Consider the following 17,226-nt stretch of genomic DNA (forward strand, 5'->3'; position numbering starts at 1 on the left):
GCGGCCACTTGTGGCGCGTCGATGAAGAGCGCCGCGTGCCCAGCCACCCATCCGATGCAAACGGCCGCTGTGGACGTGCTCTGGGGGCTGTTGCGGAGCAACCGACGCGCTGGTGGGGCCCTACGGGACGCGGTGCAGCCACTCCTCGGTGCCGAACTTGGACTCCACCCGGTGATGGGCCGCGGCCAGTTCGGCGTCGGTGAGCTCCGACGGCGTCGCAGCGTAGCGTTCGGCGAAGACGTCCATCATGGCCGCGACGATGTCGGTCCGGGCCAGGCCGGTCTGCCGGCGGAGCGGATCCACCCGCTTCTTCGCACTGCGGGTGCCCTTGTCGGAGAGCTTCTCCTTGCCGATCCGCAGGACCTCCACCATTTTGTCCGCGTCGATGTCGTAGCTCATGGTGACGTGGTGCAGCATGCCGCCGTTCGCGAGCCGTTTCTGCGCGGCGCCGCCGATCTTTCCCTGCTCCGTGGCGATGTCGTTCAGCGGCACATAGAAGGCGCTGATACCCATCTTCTCGAGGGCTGCCATCACCCAGGCGTCCAGGAAGCCGTAGGAATCGGCGAAACTGATGCCATCCACCAGGGTCTGCGGCAGGTACAGCGAATACGTGATGCAGTTGCCCGCCTCCATGAACATCGCTCCCCCGCCGCTGATCCGGCGGACCACGCTGATGCCGTGGCGTTCGACGCCGTCCGGATCGAGCTCGTTCCGGACGGACTGGAAGCTGCCGATCACGACGGAGGGTTCCTCCCAGTCCCAGAAGCGCAGGGTGGGGTTGCGGCGGCCCGCGCCGACCTCTTCGGTCAGGACCTCGTCGAGAGCGACGTTGATGTGGGTGGGCAGCACAGAGGGCCCAATGATGTTCCAGTGGTGGTCCGCCCAGCCGGTGGCTTTCGCCAGGGCACGGCGGACGGTGACCGCCACGGCGTCGGCGGAAAAACCGAACAGGACGGCGTCGGCGGGCAGGGCAGCCGCCACGGCGGCGGAAATGTCCGCCGCGCCGGACTCCGCCGGGAGGCCGGTGAGCGCCCGGTTGATCGCCAGCAGCGCCTCGTCCGGCTCCAGGAAGAAGTCGCCGCTGAGCGAGACGTTCGCGAGGGCGCCGTCGACGACGTCGAGATCGGCCACCACGAGCTTGCCGCCGGGAACCTTGTACTCCCCGTGGCGGCGCGTGCCGCCGTCGTCAGCGCTGTTGGAACCGGGATCCGGGCGAAGGGTTGTCATGCCCTCAATCCTGCCACGCGGCGGCCGGCCTGCAGGCACAGTGGCGCAGGACGCAAAAAGCCCGCACCGTCGCCGGTGCGGGCTTTTCCAAAAGACCTTGGGGAGAAGAAGTTACTTCTTGCCGCCGAAGCCCTTGAAGCGAGCGTTGAAGCGCTCGACGCGGCCTGCAGAGTCCATGATGCGCTGCTTGCCCGTGTAGAACGGGTGGGACTCGGAGGAGATTTCGACGTCGATAACCGGGTAGGTGTTTCCGTCTTCCCACTCGATGGTCTTCTTGGAAGACACGGTGGACTTGGTCAGGAACTTGACGCCGGAAGCCAGGTCGTTGAAAACAACAGCTTCGTACTTCGGGTGAGTATTAGACTTCATAATTGGACCTTTGTTCGCACAACTGGATTTTGCCAGTTGCCAGGTATGAATGGGATGGCCGGCGGAATGTACCGGACGACCAGCTATCAATCATAGCGGAAGATCGGCGCGTTCGCCGCCTGACCAGCTGTTCCGTTTCCCGGCATACGGTTCGGTCGCGCGGTTCAGCCACACGGTTCAGTCGCGCGGCCGGAGTTCCCAGAACGCGACGGCGGACGCGGCCGCGACGTTGAGCGAGTCAACGCCCGGGCGCATGGGGATCTTGACGGCGAGGTCGACGGCGGCGAGGGTGCCTGCGCTCATCCCGGCACCCTCGGTGCCGAGGACAAGGGCGAGTTTCCCCGGCTGGCGGGCAGCCAGCTCATCGAGGTCCACGGCGTCGCCGGTGAGCTCCATGGCGGCCACGGTGAAGCCCTGGTCCCGGAGTGCCTGGAGGTCCCCCGGCCAGTTCTCCAGCCGGGCCCACGGCACCTGGAACACCGTTCCCATGCTGACCCGGACACTGCGGCGGTACAGCGGGTCCCCGCAGCGCGGGGAGACGAGGACGGCGTCGACGCCGAGGGCTGCGGCGGAACGGAAGATCGCGCCGACGTTGGTGTGGTCCACGATGTCCTCCAGCACGGCGACCCGGCGTGCCCCGGCGAGGAGCTCGGGCAGCGGCACCGGTTCTGGGCGCTGCATGGCCGCCATGGCGCCGCGGTGGAGGTGGAAGCCGGTGATGTCCTCGAGCAGGGCGGCGGATCCGATGTATGCGGGGACGTCCGGGTACTGCTCGAAAACGTCGGCGAGGTCCTCGAGCCACTTCTCGGCGAGGAAGAAGGACCGCGGCCGGTGTCCTGCCGCGAGGGCGCGGCGGAGCACCCGGGAGGACTCGGCGATGTACATGCCCTCGGCGGGTTCACGGAGCTTGCGCAGGTGCACGTCGGTGAGCTGGGTGTAGTCGGAGACCCGCGGGTCGTCGGCGGACTCAAGATGGTGGAAGGTCATGGGCGGGCCATTTCAGCGGAGTAATTCGGGGAAGGTTCAGGAGTCACGGGACGGGATCACTTGAACAGGTTGGCGATCATGAACCCCAGGGCGACGAGGCCCAGGACAAAGATGACCCCGCGCAGGACCACCGGTGAGAGCCGGCGTCCGACCTTGGAGCCGATCACGCCGCCGATCAGCGAGCTCACGGCGATCAGCCCGACGACATTCCAGTCGATCCGGCCGAAGGCGAAGAGCAGGTAGGAGCCCGCCGCCACGACGTTGACGGCGAGGACCAGGATGTTCTTCATGGCGTTGGCGTTCTGCATGGTCCCGGTCATGAAGATGCCCAAAATCCCGACCAGCAGGATGCCCTGCGCGGCGACGAAGTATCCGCCGTACACACCGGCGAGGTACACGAGGACCACGAGGATGACGCCGTGGCGGCGGTCCCGGATGGCGTGCTCGGGATTCTGTTCCCGGTTCCGGACCCACTGCTGCAGCCGGGGCTGGAAGGCCACCATCAGCAGCGCCAGCACGATCAGGACGGGGGCGGCGTAGTAGAAGACCTGCTCGGGCAGGTGCAGCAGCAGGTAGGCGCCGGTGATGCCGCCCAGCAACGATGCGGGCAGCAGCTTGAGCAGCTGCCTGCCGCGTCCGGTGAGCTCCTTGCGGTAGCCCCAGGCGCCGGAGGCGTTCCCGGCCACGAGGCCCATCGCGTTGCTGATCGAGGCTGTGACCGGCGCGTAGCCGAGGGCGATCAGCACCGGGAAGGTCACCAGGGTGCCGGAGCCCACCACGCTGTTGATGGTCCCGGCCCAGAGCCCGGCGAAGAAAATGAAGACGCTATTGAGGAACTCCACGCGCGGTCAGCGGTCCGTTCAGCGGCGTGCGGTGGCCGTGTACCGGCCGGCGGTGACGCTGACGTCCAGTGGCAGGCCGAAGGTCTCGCTCAGGTTTTCCGCGGTGAGGACGCCTTCGATCGGGCCCTGGGCAACGACGCTGCCGCCGCGCATCAGCATGGCGTGCGTGAAGCCCGGCGGGACCTCCTCGAGGTGGTGCGTGACCAGGACGATGGCCGGGGCGGCCTCGTCGCGGGCAAGTTCACTGAGCCGGTACACGAGGTCCTCGCGGCCGGCCAGATCGAGTCCCGCGGCGGGTTCGTCGAGGAGCAGCAGTTCCGGGTCCGTCATCAGGGCACGGGCGATCTGGACGCGCTTGCGCTCCCCCTCGGAGAGCGAGGAGAACGGCCGGTTGAGCAGCGGGCCCATGCCCCACTCGTTCAGCAGGGAGAAGGCGCGGCGTTCGTCGTCCTTCTCGTACCCTTCGCGCCACCGTCCGGTGACACCGTAGGCGGCCGTCACGACGACGTTGAGGACCTTCTCGTGTTCCGGGATCTGATTGGCCAGCGCGGCTGAGGACAGGCCGATCCGGGGCCGGAGTTCGAAGACGTCGACGGCGCCGAGGATCTCTTCGAGGATGCCCGCCATCCCGCTCGTGGGGTGGATCCGCGCCGCGGCGATCTGCAGCAGTGTGGTCTTGCCGGCGCCGTTGGGGCCAAGAATCACCCAACGCTCGCCTTCCCGGACCTGCCAGTCGACCTTGTCCAGGAGGGTTTTTGCCCCACGCACAACGCTGACGGCGGCCATTTCAAGAACATCACTCATAGGAGTAGACACTAGGACATAAAAGCGGACGACTGATAACCGGAACACCGGGCCCGTCCCGGGTGCATGCCGGGCACCCGCCGCCTGGCTGCAGCGGCGTCACCGGGGCGCAACGAATGCAGGCCCCCATCCGCCTGATCGCTAGGATTGCAGACATGAACCTGTTCGTGACCGCAGTGAGCTATGCCCCGAAACTGACCCTCCCCGAAGTGCAGCGGCTCCGTTCGCTGCTGGCAGCCGCGGGAGTGGCCCTCGACGCCGAAACCCGCACCGGTGACTCCCGCTTCGAGGTGTACACGGCGGACGGCAGCGTTGACCTTGGTTCCGGCCCGGACAGCGGGGAGTCGGCGCTGGCTGGACTGCGCCGGACGGTGGCCGATAACGGCCCAGCGGGAGTGGACACGGCGATTGTCCCCGCCTCCCTCCGCAGTGCGCAGCGGAAGTTCCTCATCCTGGACGTGGATTCCACCCTGATCCAGCAGGAAGTGATCGAACTCCTGGCCGCGTACGCCGGCAAGCGCGACGAAGTGACGGCCGTGACCGAGGCCGCCATGCGCGGCGAGCTGGACTTCGCCCAGAGCCTGCACTCCCGGGTGGCGGTGCTCGCCGGGCTGCCGGCCGACGTCGTCGATTCCGTGCGCGCCGAAGTGAAGCTGAGCCTCGGGGCGGCGGAGCTCGTGGCCGCCTTCCGGGCCGCAGGGCACGTGGTGGCCGTGATCTCCGGCGGCTTCAACCAGATCCTGCAGCCCATCGCGGAGGGACTGGGACTGGACTACTGGATCGCCAACGAGCTCGAAATCGTCGACGGCGCCCTGACCGGGAAAGTGATCGGCGAGGTGATTGACCGGGCGGCGAAGGAGAAATACCTGCGCGAATGGGCCGCCCGGGAAGGCATCCCGATGGAGCACACGATTGCTGTGGGCGACGGCGCCAACGATCTGGACATGCTCGGCGCCGCAGGGATCGGCGTGGCGTTCAACGCCAAGCCGGCTGTCCGTGCTGTGGCGGACGCCGCGGTGAACCTGCCGTACCTTGACGCGGTGCGGCACATCGCCGGCGTCTGAGGCTGCACGGTCACCTGATGGCTTAGAACAAAGGAAGGCCGGGGCGGTTGCCCCGGCCTTCCCTGCGTCCCGTGGTGGGTGCCTAGTTGCTCTTGTTGAAGTAGTCGGACCCGCCGACGTACTCGGTGTGGCCGGACTCGACGTCGGCCGTGACCATCTTGGCGACCTCGCCGGCGAACTCGACCACCGAGTACAGCTTCCCGGCCTCGGCACGCCGGGCCTCGATGGCGCCCGGGTTTGAGCGGTCCAGCAGGGTGGCCGTCACGGTGCCCTCGATCATGTCGCCGGAGACCACGACAAGGGAGATGCCCTTCTCGGCCAGGCTCGGGACGAGTTCGCGCAGGGCGTCCTCGCCGGCGCGCTTGCTGCGTGCCACGGGCTCGTAGTTTTCCATGGTGGGCACGGTGTTGATGAAGTGGGCCTGGTGGCTGGTCACGAAGACCACCCGGGAACCTTCGGGCATCAGCGGCACGGCGGCGTTGAGCATGTTCACCTGGGCGTCGCGGTTGAGCTTGAGCGCGTAGCCCTCTTCCACGCCGGATTCCATCCCGCCGGAGGCGTTGAGGACCAGGACGTCGAGCGAGCCGAAGTTCTCCATCGCGGCGCTGGCCAGGGCCTGGACGCCTTCCTGGGTGGTGAGGTCCGCGCCGACGGCGGCGGCCCGGCCGCCGGCGGCCTCGATTTCCGTAACGACCTTGTTGGCGCGCGGCGCCTTCTGGCGGTAGTTCACGACGACGGCGGCGCCCTCGGCGGCGAGGATCTTGGCGACTTCAGCGCCGATGCCCCTCGATGAACCGGTCACGATTGCGGTCTTGTTGTCCAGCAGTCCCATACGAGCTCCTTTGTTCCAAACGTCCAAAAACGGTGGGTCTGCAGTCCATCATGCCAGCGCCGCCGGCGTTTTCGGTTGTTCGGGTTCCACAAAGAAGGAGCAGCGGGCTAGTGACGGCCGGGACCGCGGGCGTAGGCTCGCGCGCATGGAATGGCCGATCATGACGCAACGGGACGCCCCGTGCCCCGGGGCGTAGGCGGGGACTCGACGCCGGAAGAGGTGTTCAGCGGTTCACCGAGGGGCCTTGAGCTGTTCCGCGCGGTGGAGGCGATGCTGGCCGCACCAACCCCGCCTGACGTCCGGGCAACGAAAAGCCAGGTCGCGTTCCGGGACAGACGCGGATTCGCGTATCTCTGGTGGCCGGGACGCTACGTAACATCCGAGGTGCCCGCCGTGTTGTCGATCGCGCTCCCGCGGCGCATCGGGTCCGCCAGATTCAAGGAGGTGGTCAGCCCGTCCCCGGGGATGTGGATGCATCACCTGGAGTTGCATACTGTGGACGAGCTTGACCGGGAGGTCCTGGACTGGCTGCGGGAGGCGAGGGAGGCTGCCGGCTGAGGCTGGGCGGCCAGCGTCCTGCTGCCTGCGCAGAACGGGACGGGGCGGGCCGGTTCTGACCTGCCGCCCCGCCCGCATCCAGCCTCGCTACGGGTGGTCGATCCTGATCTTCCGGGACGTGGTGTCGGGTGTTGTCACGGGCGCAGGTGCCCGCACCTCGAGGACGCCGTCCTTGTAGGTGGCCGTGATGTCCTCAGCCCTGGTGCCCGGCGGCAGGCCAACACTGCGCGAGAAGGAGCCGTAACGGAATTCCGAGCGGTAGCCGTCCTTGCCCTTGTGCTCGGTCTTTTCCTCACGTTCCGCCCTGATGTGCAGCATGCCGCCGCTCACGGAGACGTCAACGTCCTTGTCCGGGTCGATCCCCGGAACCTCGGCGCGCACCACCTGCGTGGTTCCGTCCAGAAACTGTTCGACTTTGATGGACGGCGTCATGGTGAGGTCGCCGTCGAGGAAGCGTTTGATCGGCTCCAGCATGTCCGAGGCGACCCACTTGTTCAGTTCAGCCACAGTTGTCCTCCTGAATCCATGCCCCTGCCAAGGTGGGGTCAGGGGCTGTAGCCCTATTACACACCCGGGGACGCGCGGCGCAAAGGGCTGAAGGTCCCAGCGTGGCGGCCCTGGGCAGCAGTGGGCAGGCGGTGTGCGGCCGGCCCGGTGAGGGGCCGGCCGCCGCAACGCGTCGGCGTCGTCGACTGTTGGATGGAGCCTAGTGGCCCATGCCGAGGCCGCCGTCGACCGGGATGACCGCGCCCGAGATGTAGGCGGCCTCCTCGCTGGCGATCCAGCGGACCACGTTGGCAACCTCGGAGGCTTCGGCGAAGCGGCCGGCGGGGACCTTGGACAGGTAGTCCTTCTGGGTTGCCTCGGGCAGTTCCGCCGTCATATCGGTGTTGATGAAGCCGGGCGCCACCACATTCGCGGTGATGCCGCGGGCGCCCAGCTCGCGGGTCAGGGAGCGGGCGATTCCGACCAGGCCGGCCTTGGACGCGGAATAGTTGATCTGGCCGGGCGCTCCGTAGAGGCCCGAGACGGAGGAAATCAGGACGACGCGGCCCTTGCGTGCCCGGATCATGCCCTTGGAGGCGCGCTTGATCACGCGGAAGGCGCCGGTGAGGTTGGTGTCGATGACCGAGGTGAAATCGTCCTCGCTCATTCGCATCAGGAGCGTGTCCTTGGTGATGCCGGCGTTCGCCACCAGCACCTCGACGGGGCCGTGCGCGGCTTCAACTTCTGCGAACGCGGCGTCCACGGAGGCTTCGTCGGTGACGTCTGCCTTGACGCCGAGAATGCCCTCGGGAAGCGCTGATTCGCTGCGGTATGTGACGGCCACCTTGTCACCGTTGGCGAGGAAGGCTTCGGCGATGGCGAGGCCGATTCCGCGGTTTCCGCCGGTGATCAGGACGCTGCGGCCGGTGGTTGCTGTTTCAGACATGGTGGGGCTCCGGAATTCTGCGGCGGACGGCGCCGCGCTGGGGGCGGGATTTTCCTGCCTCCGATCTTAGCGCCCGGCCGGCCCGCGTTTGGGCGGCCCTGCCGTTGGTGAGAGAATTGCAGTAAGCCTTGGGAGCGTGATCTGACAGCCGTGACACTCAAAAACCGACCCGGTGTACCTGTGCCCGGGAACCCGGACGTCCCGTCCGGTGATTCCGAGGTTCACAGCATCACGGACGCCGCTACCGCGCATTCTGAAGAGATGCGCCAGCGGATGATCAAGTACGCCGTGGCGATGGGTATCCGCATGGTCTGCTTGATTCTGATCTTTGTTGTGGACGGCTGGTTCAAGGTCCTGCCGATCATCGGGGCCGTGTTCCTGCCCTGGGTTGCCGTTATCATCGCCAACGGCGGTGACCAGGCGGAGGTCCACGCCGACTCGCTGCTGGACTACGCCCCGCTTGCCCAGCTCGATGCCCCGGCCGCGGTTCCAGGTGGCCCGGAACAGGAAGACCCGTCGATGACGCTGTTGCAGGGCGAACTCGTAGATGACGAGGACGCCCCGAAGGATGGGCGGGATCTCCCCGCGGGAGACGCCGGGGACGACGCCGGTCAGGGACGGGCGGCGTCGTGAACCTTTTTGATCTCACCGGGAACGGCGGAGCAGCCGGACCCGCGGAGGCCGTGTGCTCCCGCAAAGCATGCCGGAGCGGCGCCGAATGGCAGCTACTCTGGAACAACCCCAAGATCCACACCCCGGAACGGCGCAAGATCTGGCTGGCCTGCGGAGAGCATCGGGCCTGGCTCGAGGACTATCTGCAGACCCGCGGGCTCTGGAAAGAAACTGTGGCACTGGACCCGGCAGGCAAGGCAAGCTGAATGTACCGTTTTCTCTTTTCCAGCAAATGGCTGGGCTATTTGTTGCTGGCCGCGATTTTTGCGGCCGCCTGCGTCGGGCTGGGCCGCTGGCAGATGGACCGCCGAGCGGAAACCCTCGCGGAAATCAACCGTGTCACCTCCAACTATTCCGCCACGCCGGTCCCCTTCGCCGAGGTCAAGGAGCAGTTCAGCTCCCTCGCCGCGGACCGCGAGTGGACGCAGGTGGAGCTGAAGGGCACTTACGACGTCGACGGGCAGCGCATCGTCCGCAACCGGCCTCTCAATGGCCAGCCCGGCTACGAAGTCGTGGTCCCGTTCCGGGTGGAAACCGGCGAGACCGTCGTGATTAACCGCGGGTGGCTGCCGATCGGCAACAACAACCCGGGCCGCCCGGACTCGGTCCCGGCACCGCCCCAAGGCACGGTAACCGTCGTCGCCCGTCTCAAGCCTTCCGAGCCGGAGCTGCAGCGCGGCGCCCCGGACGGGCAGCTGGCCTCGATCGACCTCAAAACCTACTCGAGCCAACTCGGCTACCCCTTGCTGACGGGCGCGTATGGGCAGCTTGCGTCCGAGAGCCCGTCCGTGGCGGAGATGCCCTTCCCGTTCCCGAAGCCGTCCACGGAGGAGGGCACGCACCTGTCGTACTCGCTGCAGTGGTTTGCCTTCGGCGTCCTGATGTTCATCGGCTTCGGGTACGCGGCCCGTCAGCAGGCCCGGAACGCGGCCATCGACGCCGAGGATGCCGAAGCCCAGGCGGCAGAGGGAGACTCCGCTGGCGGCTTCATGCACTCCAGCGGCCCGGTGGCCCGCCGTCGTCCTGTCCCCCGCAAGCGGAAGAACGCGACGGCGGAGGAAGAGGAAGACGCCATCCTGGACGCCCAGGGGTTCTGAGCCGTGGACATCGTGGTTCCGGACCCCGTGGCCCGGGTGAAGCGGGCGTTGACTGTGCTGGGCGCAGAAGACACCGTTACAGTGTTCGATTCGAAAGTCCCGACGGCGGTTGCGGCCGCCGCCACGCTGGGCTGCGACGTCGCGGCGATCACCAACAGCCTCGTGTTCGACCTCGAGGGCGCCCCGCTGCTGATCCTGGCCAGCGGCGCTGCAAGGGTTGATGTCCTGAAGGTCGCCGCCCAGTTGGGCGCCGGCAAAATCCGCCGCGCCTCCCCCGGCTTCGTGCTCGAACACACCGGCCAGGAAGTTGGCGGCGTAGCCCCGGTCGGCCACCCGGCAAAAATTCGGACGCTGCTGGACGAGTCCCTCGCGGCCCACCCCGTGCTCTGGGCCGGCGCGGGCGACCACAACTCGATGTTCTCCATCTCCTACGAAGAGTTGCATCGGATCACGGACGCCCAGGAACTCCAGGTTCGTTAGCTTTCCGCCAGTGGCGACACGACCGCCAGCGGAGCGGCGCGGTCGATTTGTGTAGCGTGCGTCTAAGCGAGGACCGAGCGAGCACGCGGCAAATCGGGCGAGCCGCGAAGCGGAAGGCGAGCCCGGCGCCAGCCTACGCCAGCGTGATCAGGTCCAGGTAGTCCGCGTTCCAGAGGTCTTCGACGCCGTCGGGCAGCAGAACCACGCGCTCAGGATTCAGCGCTTCAACGGCACCCTCATCGTGGCTCACCAGCACCACGGCGCCGGTGTAGTTGCTCAGGGCTCCGAGGATTTCGGCGCGGCTGGCCGGGTCCAGGTTGTTGGTGGGCTCATCGAGGAGCAGCACGTTCGCGCTCGAGGCCACAATGGTGGCCAGTGCCAGACGGGTCTTCTCACCGCCGGAAAGCACACCGGCGGGCTTGTCGACGTCGTCACCGGAGAACAGGAACGAACCGAGGATGTTGCGCACTTCCGCGTCGTTCATGTCCGGGGCGGAGGAACGCATGTTCTGCAACACGGTCCGGTCGACGTCGAGCGTCTCGTGCTCCTGCGCGTAGTAGCCGACTTTCAGGCCGTGGCCCGCGACGACTTCGCCGGTGTCCGGCTTGTCGACGCCGGCGAGCATCCGGAGCAGGGTGGTCTTGCCGGCGCCGTTGAGGCCCAGGATGACCACCTTGGAGCCGCGGTCGATGGCGAGGTCCACGTCCGTAAAGATCTCCAGCGAGCCGAAGGACTTGCTGAGGCCGTCCGCGGTGAGCGGGGTCTTGCCGCAGGGCGACGGATCCGGGAAGCGAAGGGCTGCCACGCGGTCGGTCGCGCGCACTGCTTCGAGGCCGCCCAGCAGACGCTCGGCACGCTTGGCCATATTCTGCGCGGCGACGGCCTTGGTGGCCTTGGCGCGCATCTTGTTGGCCTGGTCCATGAGGACCTGGGCCTTCTTTTCCGCGTTGGCGCGCTCCCGCTTGCGGGCACGCTCGTCCGTCTCGCGCTGCTGGAGGTAGCGCTTCCAGTCCATGTTGTAGAAGTCGATCTGCGCGCGGTTGGGGTCCAGCAGGAACACCTTGTTCACGGTGGCTTCAAGCAGTTCCGTGTCGTGGCTGATCACGATCAGGCCGCCCTGGTGGTTCTTCAGGAACTCACGGAGCCAGGAGATCGAGTCGGCGTCGAGGTGGTTGGTGGGCTCATCGAGGAGCATCGTTTCGGCGTCCGAATACAGGATGCGGGCCAGCTCCACACGGCGGCGCTGGCCGCCGGAAAGAGTCTTGAGCGGCTGGTTCAGCAGCCGGTCCGGGAGCGCCAGGTTGGAGCAGATCGCGGCGGCCTCGGCCTCGGCCGCGTAGCCGCCGGCTGCCAGGAACTCGGACTCAAGCCGGTCGTAGCGGTTCATCGCCTTGCGCTGGATGTCGGCGTCGTCGCTGGCCATCTCTTCGTGGGCCACGCGGAGCTTCCCGACGGCGATGTCCAGGCCGCGGGCGGACAGGATCCGGTCACGGGCCAGCTGCTCCATGTCCGGCGTGCGCGGGTCCTGCGGCAGGTAACCGATCTCGCCGCTGCGGGTCACCTTGCCGCCGGCGGGCAGGCCCTCGCCTGCGAGCACCCTGGTCAAGGTGGTCTTGCCTGCACCGTTACGGCCCACAAGGCCGATCTTGTCTCCCTTGTCGATCCGGAAGCTCACCTGGTCCATAAGGAGGCGGGCGCCGGCGCGCAGTTCGAGATCCTGGACGGTAATCAATGCAGCTAAGGCCTTTCACAACAGGGAACGCCGCGGCACAAAAGTGGAGTCTGGAAAGGCCGGGGCAGTGTGGCCGAGAGGACGGCCTCTCCCAGTCTACCGGCCAGGCCTCCGCCCCATGACAAGGACGCCGGCCGGGAGCCTTTGGCGCTGCCCTCCAGCAACCGGGCCGCCGGTTAGTGGAGCACCTACAAAAAACGCGCGCCGCCATGCTCGTACAGTCAGAAACAGAGAAGCATGTCCCCGATTCACTCGCGATAGGAACTCCCATGACACAGACCGACGGCGCCGCTGCCGCCGCCCCCGCCCTGCGCCGCAACCGCTGGAACGCCACCGACCTGGGCCTGATCGCGGTCTTCGCCGCGCTGGTGGCAGGATCAGCCCTGATCGCCGCCATTCCGGTGGGCGGCCTCGGTGTCCCCATCACCTTGCAGACGCTCGCCGTGATGCTCACCGGCCTTGCCCTGGGCCCCGGCAGGGCTTTCGCCGCCGTCGGGCTCTACGTCCTCCTCGGGCTCGCCGGGCTGCCGATCTTCAGTGGCGGCCGCAGCGGACTGGGGGTCCTCGCTGGCCCCTCCGCGGGCTACATCATCGGGTTCGTGTTCGCGGCCACGGCTGTGGGCTGGCTGACCGTCGTCGTGTTCCGCCGCACTGCGGGCCGTCCCGGCAAGCTCCGTGCGCTCCTCCTTTTCGCCTCCGCAATGGTGAGCAGCATCATCTTCATCCACGGCCTCGGCATCCTGGGAATGATGGTCAACGCGAAGCTGGACTTCTCCAAGGCGTTCCTCGCCGACCTGGTTTTCTACCCCGGCGATGTGATCAAGAACGCATTGGCCGTGACCATTGCCCTCGCGCTGCACAAGGCGTTCCCGGATCTGCTCATCCGCAGGGTCCGGGCCGCCGGGACTCCCCGTCCCGTACCCGCCGCGGCCGCTCCCGGCGCCGAGGCGGACAGCCGGCCGTGAGCACCATCGTCCTGGACCGGGCTGCGGTACGGGTCGCCGTCGACGGCCGGCCTGCGCCCAAGATCCTGCTGGAGGAGCTGAGCCTGCGGCTCACCGAGCAGCGGATCGGCGTGATCGGCGCCAACGGTTCCGGCAAGTCCACCCTGCTGCGGCTCCTCAACGGGCTCGTGGCGCCGAGCAGCGGCACCGTCACGGTGGACGGCTCGGATACGGTCCGCGCGGTGCGGGAGGTACGACGGCGTGTCGGCTTCGTGTTCACCGATCCGCTCTCCCAGCTGGTGATGCCGACCGGGCGGGAGGATGTCGAGCTGTCACTCCGGCGTTCGGTCCGCAATTCCCGCGAACGCAGCCGTCAGGCGGAGGCAACCCTGGACCGCTTCGGCCTGCTGCCGCTGGCCGACCAGAGCATCTATGAGCTTTCCGGCGGGGAACGGCAGCTGCTGGCCCTCGCGGCGGTTCTCGCCGTTGACCCGGAAGTGCTGGTCCTCGACGAGCCGTCGACCCTGCTGGACCTGCGCAACAGGGAGCTGCTCCGGCGCACGCTGGCAGGGCTCAGCCAGCAGGTCATCCTCTCCACGCACGACGTGGAACTGGCGCTGGACCTGGACCGGGTCCTCGTTGTCGACGTCGGGGCGGTGGTGTTCGACGGCGGCCCGGCCGCCGCCGTCGCGCACTACCGCGAGCTCTGTGCGGCGGTTCCCGCGGCCCCCGGCGGAGGGCTGGAAAAGCCGCGCCAGGAGCAGCGGTGAGCGGGCACGGATTCCTGTTCGCCAACTACGTGCCGGGGAACTCCCTGCTGCACCGCGCGCCGCTGTGGCTGAAGTTCCTGCTGGTCCTCGGCTGCGGCATGGCGTCGTTCCTGATTGTGGACTTGGCCGTAGCGGCCGGGGTCCTGGTGCTGATGTGCGCCCTGTTCCTGCTCAGCGGGGCAGGCTTGTCCCGGCTGTTCCGGGCGGTCCGGCCCGTGCTGCCCGTCCTCGCTGCCATCGGCCTGTTCCAGTGGTGGCAGCTCGGCGGGCCCACGGCGGCGCGGATTGTGCTCAACGTGCTGGTCTGCATCGTGGCGGCGTCGATCCTCACCGCCACCACTCCGGTGCAGCGGCTGCTGGACGGTGTGGCTTCCCTGGCTACGCCGTTCCGGCGCTTCGGTGCGGATCCGGAGCGGTTCGCCCTGACGATCGCGATCATGCTGCGCAGCATCCCGTTCATCGCGGGCGCGTACAGCGATGTCCGCGATTCCGCCCGGGCCCGCGGCCTGGAGCGCAACCCCCGGGCGCTGATTCTCCCGGTCTTTATCACCACGGTGGCCTTCGCCCGGCAGACCGGCGACGCCCTCGCGGCCCGCGGCCTGGGCGAGCACGAGACCGAGGAACATGCGCCGCCTGCCACCCCCGCAGCGGGACATGCCCTCCCCTAGCGCGACACACCGCTGAGCATGCGCTCCCCAATGCGCGGCAAGTGTACATAATCCCAGTATGTCCACTGGCCGGGCCGAGGGCCGGGCATGTCCCCCGGTGCCCGCGGAAGCCGCACGCAGCAGCTAGGAAATGCTCCGGTAGTCCAGCAGCGCGGCGGTTCCCATGCCCCCGGCGATGCTGATCATCGCCAGCGCCAGTTGCCCCTCGACCGGGTTGCGGCGGGCCTGCGCCAGCAGCCGGGTCACCAGCACCGCACCGGATGCCCCGTAAGCGTGGCCCAAGGCCAGGGCGCCGCCGTCGAGGTTGGCCCGTTCCGGCGCGATGCCGAGCCGGTCCAGGCACGCCAGGGTCTGGGATGCGAACGCCTCGTTGAACTCGACCAGCCCCACCCCGGCGGCCGTGACGCCACACCGCTCCAGCAGACGTTCGGCGGCCTCGGCCGCCCCGATGCCCAGCAGCCGCGGGTCCACTCCCGCCGTGTCCGTGCCGCGTACCAGGAATCCGTCCGTGGCCCCCAGTTCGCGGGCCCGCTGCACCGAGGTGATCACGGCGCCGGCGGCCCCGTCCGCGTCGAAGCAGGAGTTCCCTGCGGTGACGGTGCCGCCCTCGGCGAACACCGGAGGGAACCGGGCCAGCACAGCTGCGGTCAACCCCGGGCGCGGTCCGTCGTCGGCTGACACCGTGCCGCCTCCGGTGCCAACAGCGCCGTCCGGTCCGGGAACACCGGGGAGCTGAACGATCTCGGCGTCGAACAACCCGGCGGCGGCGGACGCCAGGGCACGCCGGTGGCTGCGCAACGCCAGCTCATCCTGCCGCTCCCGGCTGATGCCGAAATGAGCGGCCACATTCTCTGCGGCCACTCCCATGTCCGGATCGCCGAGGCCCTTGGGGGCGAACTGCGCCCGTGAAAAGAACTCGGGGTCGCCCTGGGCACTCCGGCGGGCGCGCAGCGGTGCCGTGCTGATGCTTTCCACCCCTCCGGCCAAGTACAGGCCACTGCCGCCGGCGGCCACGAGCCGGGCGGCCAGCACGATCGCGTCGAGTCCGGAGCCGCACTGCCGGTCCACCGTGACACCGGGGACGCTGACCGGCAGCCCGGCTTCGAGGGCCGCGAGCCGGGCCACGTTTCCGCCGCCGCCCACGGCGTTGCCGATCACCACGTCCGCCACCGATTCCGGAGCGACTCCGGCGTCGGCCAGCAGCCTGCGGAGCACGGGGGCGAGCAGTTCATGGGCGTGCCAGGTCTTCAGGGCGCCGTTGGCGCGGCAGACCGGGGTGCGCCGGGCCGCGATGATGACGGGCTGCCGGTCGTCGGGAAGAATCCGCTGCTGCTCAGCCAAGGCGCCGGATCCGTGGGTCGTTGCGCGCGATCCAGTCGAGCAGCAGTTCACGGCTGAGCTTGCCGCGGTCCGTCAGGGGCAGCTCGGCCAGGGTGAAGTACTCCAGGGGCCGCTTGTTCCGCGCCAGCACGTCCTCGACGCCGGCCTTCAGCTGCGTGGCAGTCACGCCGCCGTGGGAGGGGACTATGCCGGCGACGACCTTCTGGCCGCGGAGATCGTCTGCCTGGCCGGCGGCCACGGCGGCGGCCACGCCGGGCACGGACGCCAATGCCAGCTCGACCTCGTGCGGGTAGACGTTGGTGCCGGCGGTGATGATCATGTCGGATCGGCGGCCCAGCATGTGGAGGGTCCCGCCGTCGAGGTAGCCCTGGTCCCCCACCGTGTGCCAGCCGTCGAAGCTCTGCAGGGCCTGGCCGTCGTCGCCCCAGAGATACCCGTTGCTGACCATGCCGCTGCGGACACTGATGTTGCCGTCGGCGCCGTCCGGCAGCTGGGTTCCGTGGTCGTCGAGGATACGGATCTCGACGCCGGGAAACGGCCGCCCGATCCCGGTTCCGCGCTGCTCCGGCTGCTGCCCGGGCGGGAGCCCGGCCCCGGAGACGAAGCTGAGTTCCGAGGCGCCGTAGTACTCGAAGATGGTCGCGTTGGGTGCCCAGCGGCGGGCTGCCTCGAGGGTCCGGGCGTCCAGTTTAGAACCGGCGCAGATGATGCTCCTGACGCCGGAGGCGTCCACCCCTCCGCTCAGTCCCCGCTCGCTGAGGAGCCGCAGCATCGTGGGGACGAGCACCAGCCGGGTGATGCCGTCATGGCTGACCGCGGCGTGGGCGGCGCCGACGTCGAACCCGGAGAGGGTGTGGAACTCCGAGCCGGCGTACAGGCATTCGGCCAGGGCATACAGGTTCAGGCTGGCCGCGAGGGGCCCGGGCGCCAGGGTCTTGTCGTCCACGGCCAGGCCAAAAAACTCGACCGACGCGTCAAAGGACAGCTGCCAGGACATTCGAGAGCGGCTGAAGGCCTTGGGGACGGACGTGGTTCCAGAGGTCAGGCCGATCAGGAACGGAGTGTCCGCGGGCCCGTCGACGAGCTCCGTTGCGGACGCCGCGGCCGCCACGCCCGATCGAATAGACAGGCCGCGGATCCGGTCACGGATCCCGTCCTGCAGCTGCGCCGGCCACGACGGGTCCAGCACGGCACACTGCCGCTCCCCTGCAACGCCGGCTGCGAACGCGGCGGCGAAGTGGAGGGAGTTCTCCTCCGACAGCACTGTCACAGCGGGCGTGCCCGGCACCAGCCCGGCGGCCGTGTCGCGCAACTCTTCCCAGCTCAGGCGTTGCCCGGCCACGACGACGGCAGTCCCGTCGGGGCGGTCATCGGCCCAGCGCTGAAGTCTGTCGAGGAAAGGCATCA

20 protein-coding genes and 1 pseudogene are annotated in these 17,226 nt (G+C 68.3%); 10 read left to right on the top strand and 11 right to left on the bottom strand.

Annotated features, from left to right (window positions below):
- Nucleotides 1-120: 120 nt before the first annotated feature.
- The 5 genes from AC1DF4_RS08230 to AC1DF4_RS08250 form a co-directional block, all read right to left on the bottom strand.
- Nucleotides 121-1,227 carry a lipoate--protein ligase family protein gene (locus AC1DF4_RS08230; protein WP_476912411.1) on the bottom strand — a complete coding sequence of 369 codons (1,107 nt, stop codon included), beginning with the start codon at nt 1,225-1,227 and terminating at the stop codon, nt 121-123.
- Between the two features lie 111 nt (nt 1,228-1,338).
- Entirely contained in the window at nt 1,339-1,596 is a 258-nt protein-coding gene (locus AC1DF4_RS08235; RefSeq protein ID WP_011691973.1) for a type B 50S ribosomal protein L31, read from the bottom strand.
- Between the two features lie 177 nt (nt 1,597-1,773).
- Entirely contained in the window at nt 1,774-2,583 is an 810-nt protein-coding gene (locus tag AC1DF4_RS08240) for a TrmH family RNA methyltransferase (protein ID WP_476912412.1), read from the bottom strand.
- 56 nt (nt 2,584-2,639) lie between these two features.
- Nucleotides 2,640-3,425, bottom strand: a complete 786-nt coding sequence (locus tag AC1DF4_RS08245) for a sulfite exporter TauE/SafE family protein (RefSeq protein WP_476912413.1) — start codon at nt 3,423-3,425, stop codon at nt 2,640-2,642.
- A gap of 18 nt (nt 3,426-3,443) precedes the next feature.
- The gene (locus AC1DF4_RS08250; protein WP_476912414.1) at nt 3,444-4,229 is read right to left on the bottom strand and encodes an ABC transporter ATP-binding protein; all 786 of its coding nucleotides are present in this window, start codon (nt 4,227-4,229) and stop codon (nt 3,444-3,446) included.
- 155 nt (nt 4,230-4,384) lie between these two features.
- Between AC1DF4_RS08250 and serB the strand changes: the two genes are divergently transcribed.
- The gene (gene serB / locus AC1DF4_RS08255; RefSeq protein ID WP_476912415.1) at nt 4,385-5,293 is read left to right on the top strand and encodes a phosphoserine phosphatase SerB; all 909 of its coding nucleotides are present in this window, start codon (nt 4,385-4,387) and stop codon (nt 5,291-5,293) included.
- Nucleotides 5,294-5,375: 82 nt separating this feature from the next.
- On the opposite strand, the gene AC1DF4_RS08260 is transcribed toward serB, so the two are convergent.
- Complete coding sequence (locus tag AC1DF4_RS08260) at nt 5,376-6,125, bottom strand: SDR family oxidoreductase (protein WP_476912416.1); 750 nt, start codon at nt 6,123-6,125, stop codon at nt 5,376-5,378.
- Nucleotides 6,126-6,275: 150 nt separating this feature from the next.
- On the opposite strand from AC1DF4_RS08260, the gene AC1DF4_RS08265 reads away from it, so the two are divergent.
- Entirely contained in the window at nt 6,276-6,683 is a 408-nt protein-coding gene (locus AC1DF4_RS08265; protein WP_476912417.1) for a DUF5655 domain-containing protein, read from the top strand.
- Between the two features lie 87 nt (nt 6,684-6,770).
- Here the strand turns inward: AC1DF4_RS08265 and AC1DF4_RS08270 are convergent, their stop codons facing one another.
- On the bottom strand, nt 6,771-7,190 hold the full coding sequence (locus AC1DF4_RS08270) for an Hsp20/alpha crystallin family protein (RefSeq protein ID WP_476912418.1): 420 nt from the start codon (nt 7,188-7,190) through the stop codon (nt 6,771-6,773).
- A gap of 199 nt (nt 7,191-7,389) precedes the next feature.
- Nucleotides 7,390-8,115, bottom strand: coding sequence for a beta-ketoacyl-ACP reductase (locus AC1DF4_RS08275; RefSeq protein ID WP_476912419.1), 726 nt, complete (start codon nt 8,113-8,115; stop codon nt 7,390-7,392).
- 150 nt (nt 8,116-8,265) lie between these two features.
- On the opposite strand from AC1DF4_RS08275, the gene AC1DF4_RS08280 reads away from it, so the two are divergent.
- The 4 genes from AC1DF4_RS08280 to AC1DF4_RS08295 are packed head-to-tail and all read left to right on the top strand — an operon-like array spanning nt 8,266 to nt 10,364.
- Nucleotides 8,266-8,748, top strand: a complete 483-nt coding sequence (locus AC1DF4_RS08280) for a DUF3099 domain-containing protein (RefSeq protein ID WP_476912420.1) — start codon at nt 8,266-8,268, stop codon at nt 8,746-8,748.
- The gene (locus AC1DF4_RS08285; protein WP_476912421.1) at nt 8,745-8,993 is read left to right on the top strand and encodes a hypothetical protein; all 249 of its coding nucleotides are present in this window, start codon (nt 8,745-8,747) and stop codon (nt 8,991-8,993) included. The genes AC1DF4_RS08280 and AC1DF4_RS08285 overlap by 4 nt, the downstream gene beginning before the upstream one ends.
- Entirely contained in the window at nt 8,994-9,884 is an 891-nt protein-coding gene (locus AC1DF4_RS08290; protein ID WP_476912422.1) for an SURF1 family cytochrome oxidase biogenesis protein, read from the top strand.
- Between the two features lie 3 nt (nt 9,885-9,887).
- A complete protein-coding gene (locus tag AC1DF4_RS08295) occupies nt 9,888-10,364 on the top strand; it encodes a YbaK/EbsC family protein (protein WP_476912423.1) in 477 nt (158 codons plus the stop codon).
- 133 nt (nt 10,365-10,497) lie between these two features.
- Here the strand turns inward: AC1DF4_RS08295 and AC1DF4_RS08300 are convergent, their stop codons facing one another.
- Entirely contained in the window at nt 10,498-12,096 is a 1,599-nt protein-coding gene (locus AC1DF4_RS08300; protein WP_476864698.1) for an ABC-F family ATP-binding cassette domain-containing protein, read from the bottom strand.
- Between the two features lie 269 nt (nt 12,097-12,365).
- Between AC1DF4_RS08300 and AC1DF4_RS08305 the strand changes: the two genes are divergently transcribed.
- The 4 genes and pseudogenes from AC1DF4_RS08305 (at nt 12,366) to AC1DF4_RS08320 (ending at nt 14,478) form a co-directional block, all read left to right on the top strand.
- Nucleotides 12,366-13,061: a biotin transporter BioY gene (locus AC1DF4_RS08305; protein WP_476912424.1), complete on the top strand. Its 696-nt coding sequence runs from the start codon at nt 12,366-12,368 to the stop codon at nt 13,059-13,061.
- 98 nt (nt 13,062-13,159) lie between these two features.
- A pseudogene (locus AC1DF4_RS08310) lies at nt 13,160-13,501 on the top strand (ATP-binding cassette domain-containing protein); the annotation flags it as partial.
- Nucleotides 13,502-13,810 (top strand): AAA family ATPase, encoded by a 309-nt coding sequence (locus AC1DF4_RS08315; protein WP_476912531.1) that lies wholly within the window; start codon nt 13,502-13,504, stop codon nt 13,808-13,810.
- Nucleotides 13,807-14,478 carry an energy-coupling factor transporter transmembrane component T family protein gene (locus AC1DF4_RS08320; protein WP_476912425.1) on the top strand — a complete coding sequence of 224 codons (672 nt, stop codon included), beginning with the start codon at nt 13,807-13,809 and terminating at the stop codon, nt 14,476-14,478. The genes AC1DF4_RS08315 and AC1DF4_RS08320 overlap by 4 nt, the downstream gene beginning before the upstream one ends.
- 123 nt (nt 14,479-14,601) lie before the next feature.
- Here AC1DF4_RS08320 and AC1DF4_RS08325 read toward each other — a convergent pair whose 3' ends face one another.
- Both AC1DF4_RS08325 and AC1DF4_RS08330 read right to left on the bottom strand, forming a co-directional pair.
- Nucleotides 14,602-15,819 (bottom strand): thiolase family protein, encoded by a 1,218-nt coding sequence (locus tag AC1DF4_RS08325; RefSeq protein ID WP_476912426.1) that lies wholly within the window; start codon nt 15,817-15,819, stop codon nt 14,602-14,604.
- Entirely contained in the window at nt 15,812-17,224 is a 1,413-nt protein-coding gene (locus AC1DF4_RS08330) for an AMP-binding protein (protein WP_476912427.1), read from the bottom strand. The genes AC1DF4_RS08325 and AC1DF4_RS08330 overlap by 8 nt, the downstream gene beginning before the upstream one ends.
- Nucleotides 17,225-17,226 lie beyond the last annotated feature (2 nt).

The organism is Arthrobacter sp. 05N429 (assembly GCF_056397045.1).